Source organism: Anaerorhabdus sp. (assembly GCF_036641015.1).
Classification (GTDB): domain Bacteria; phylum Bacillota_I; class Bacilli_A; order Erysipelotrichales; family Erysipelotrichaceae; genus Anaerorhabdus.
The window spans coordinates 1-3,579 of sequence record NZ_JAVWFO010000095.1; the positions used below are offsets into that span (position 1 = coordinate 1).

3 protein-coding genes are annotated in these 3,579 nt (G+C 29.6%); all 3 read left to right on the plus strand.

Annotated features, from left to right (window positions below; all coding sequences use genetic code 11):
- Nucleotides 1–1,454, plus strand: a 1,454-nt coding sequence (locus tag RR430_RS09180) for an ABC transporter permease (RefSeq protein ID WP_332509020.1), incomplete at its 5' end; no start/stop codon positions are given.
- A gap of 12 nt (nucleotides 1,455–1,466) precedes the next feature.
- Entirely contained in the window at nucleotides 1,467–2,135 is a 669-nt protein-coding gene (locus RR430_RS09185; protein ID WP_332488793.1) for an ABC transporter ATP-binding protein, read from the plus strand.
- Nucleotides 2,128–3,519, plus strand: a complete 1,392-nt coding sequence (locus tag RR430_RS09190) for a PASTA domain-containing protein (RefSeq protein ID WP_332509022.1) — start codon at nucleotides 2,128–2,130, stop codon at nucleotides 3,517–3,519. Before RR430_RS09185 ends, RR430_RS09190 begins: the two co-directional genes overlap by 8 nt.
- The last annotated feature ends 60 nt before the right edge of the window (nucleotides 3,520–3,579 follow it).

Below are 3,579 nucleotides of genomic sequence, written 5' to 3' on the forward strand. Positions count from 1 at the left end.
TTAAAAGAGCATGGATTAGTATTATGCGACGTAAAACTAATAGTATTATATTACTATTAATTGTTTTTATATTGGCAAATGTGTTACTTATTACATTAACAGTAACTACATCACTTAAGAATACAGAGCAAATGGTATTAAAGCAATTTCCACCAGCAGTAAAGATCAAGCTAAACTATAGAAATGACGATAGCAAAACTATGCCAGATTCAACTCCAGAAATGGCAGAAAAACTATATAAAAAGACAAACAACATCGTGAATAATTATGATTATTCTTTACTTACAGGTTTAGAGAAAACAACTGAAACAAAGTTGTCAAATTTACCAGGTACTGAAGTATTTGAAGATGTACCGTTAGATTTACTACTTAAAGGTACACAAGTAGAAAAGACAAATCTAGTAACTAAAGAAGAAGGAAAAATGATTCTAGGAAACGGATTAAGTGAATCAGATATCAAAGAGGGAAAAAATAAAGTAATTGTTTCGAAACAATTCGCTGAGGCGAATGGATTAGAAATTGGTACGCGTTTTCCTTTAAACCGTACTATTAAAAAAATATTTAAACTTGGTGATGAAGGGGAAGTTATCTATTCTGAAGATATTGAATTGGAAGTTGCTGGCATTATGGAAATCTTTCAAGTCGAAGAATTTATTAAGAAACAAGCAATTGAACCAACTAGAAGTACAATGGATATATTTGAAATGGAAAAACTCGCAAATACTTTGTATGCTCCAAATCATTACGTAAATGAAATAATTAAAGATACTCGTGCACGTATTCTTGATAAAAACCCTGAAAATCCAGTCATAACGCCTGAGTATGTTGCATCTAAAGTAATTGAGCCTGAATTCATTTTAAATGATATGAAAGATTTAAATGATTTCACAAATGCTGCAAAAGAAGTATATAACAAGAAATATTTTGAAATAAATAGTACAGCAAAAGAATATGAAATAGTCGCAAAACCATTAAGCTCAATGGAGCGTTTATTAAGTATTGTATTTAAAGTTACTATAATCGCAAGTATTGTTATATTAACTTTAGTTTTATGTATCTTTATGTATTTAAGACAAAAAGAAATGGGCATTTTCTTAGCACTTGGAGAACGTCGTAAAAATATTGTAGGACAATTAATGATTGAAACATTAATTGTGGCACTTGTTGGTGCTACACTAGCAATTGCAACGTCATTAATATTTTCAAATATGTTGTCAGATAATTTATTGAATTCCTTAATGATGCCTACTAAAGATATTCAAAATGTGATAACTTCAACATTAAATACTAATCAAAGCATTACTCCTGAACTAATTTTAGGACAGTATCAAGGAGGGTTTAGTATAATGACATTACTTGTATTCTATGGCACAACTATTATTACTATTATTGTTTCACAACTTGCGACAGTACTTTATCTTCTTCGTTTAAATCCGAAGAAAATCTTAATGTAGGAGGATAATAAGATGAGTGAATTTTTAAATGTAAAGGATCTAGAATATTATTATCAAGATGGAGATTCGAGAAGATATATATTCAATGACTTAAATTATAATTTTGAAAAAGGAAAATTTTATGCAATTTTAGGAGAATCAGGATCAGGAAAGACTACGTTATTATCAATTTTAAGTGGAATGGACACACAAACATCAGGTGTTGTTGATTTTAATGGAAAATCAATTCAAGAAATTGGCTTAAATAATTATCGAAGAAATAATGTAGGCATGGTATTTCAATCCTACAACTTAATCCCTTATATGACTCCATATGAAAATTTGTTAATTGCAATGAGTATTACTGATAATAAAATTGAAGAAAAGAGCAGTGTTGTCTATAATTTATTAGACTTTTTGGGAATTACAAAGACAAAAGCAAATCGGCTAGTGACAAAATTATCAGGAGGAGAGCAACAAAGAGTAGCGATTGCTCGCTCTTTGTCTACCAATGTTGATTTAATTTTAGCGGACGAACCAACTGGTAATCTTGATTTAGAAACGGAAGAAACGATTGTTGAAACATTTCATTTATTAGCAAAAGAATATGATAAATGTGTGATTGTAGCGACACATTCAAATGAAGTGGCAAAGCATGCAGATGTTATTATCAATTTATCGAGTGGTCAGAAACATGAGTGATTTTCTAAAGAAATTTTCTGATAAAGCTTATCAAGAGGTCAAGAAACCTTCCTTCGTAGAAAAGGATACAGATGAAAACAAAGAAGAAGAAATAGAAAGCGATAATGAACTAGAAAAAGGCATTGAAGCTTATGAAGATGAAATCAATGAAATGGATCAGCAGCTATTAAATTCAGAGAATCAATCTAAAACAAATACAACTTTTAAAATTTCTGATACAAAGGACGAAGTTTATATTCATGATGATGAAAAAGTAAAGAGAAGAAAAAAGAATATTATAGTTGGTATTATATGTGTTGTTATTGTATTTATAATTGGATTTATTGGATATCGTAAAATAAATGAAATTAGAGTACCACAATTTGTAAATGAAAAAACTTTAAATGATGTTCAGATATGGGCAGCAAAAAATAAAATTGAAATGGATTATACAACTACTTTTAGTACTAATGTGGATGATGGTTATGTAGTAAAGCAATCATTAAAACAAGGAACTATTATTCAGAAAGGTAATAATATTGAAATTGTATTATCAAAGGGAGCTAATCCAGAAGCGCACATCAAAGTACCTGATTTCATGAAAATGTCACTTACCCAAATTGAACGGTGGAAGAGAAAAGAAAAAGCAGCAAATGTTAGTATTGAAAAAGTGTTTAGTGATGAAATTGATAGTTCAAAAACAATTCGTGTTGAATATAAAACAGAAGGAATTAATGCGAATAATTATCGAAGAAAAGATAAAATAAACATTGTAGTTTCTAAAGGAAAAGAAATTTATGAAAAGAATATTGAAATGCCAGATTTTAAGGATAAATCAAAACAAGAGGTAGAATCATGGGCAAAAGAAAAAGAAGTAGTTATTGAATTTATAGAAACACCTAGTAATAAAATAATGGAAGGAATGGTAATCTCACAAGGGATTGCCGCTAAGACCAAAATAGCAAAAAAAGATGTTGTCAGTATTACAATATCTAGAGGTAAAATATCATATGTGCCAAGTTTTAGTGGTTTAGATGAGACACAGAGTAAAATTGAAGCAACAAAGGCGAACGTCTCAGTTAATATCATTTATTATTATAGTAATAGTGTAGGTTCAAATTATTTGATATCGCAATCAATTCCTGCTGGGACGGAAATTAAAGATCAAAGTGTTGCCTTAACGTATTCTTTAGGAAAACCATATATAGGTAATTTTGATGGAACGGATGCCTTTACCATGGTTCAATCGATAAATGAAATGAACATGAAAGGTGCTCAATTAACTTATGAACTTATTGATGTAAGTAGCACCGAGAAAAAAGGTACAATCATTACAACAAACTATAAAGCGAACTTTGTAGGTATTGGAACACATATTATAATTAGTGTATCGACTGGTAACTAAGGAATGCAATAAGTGATAACTTCAATTTAGAGAGTTGTTACTTATTGCTTTTTCTTTATC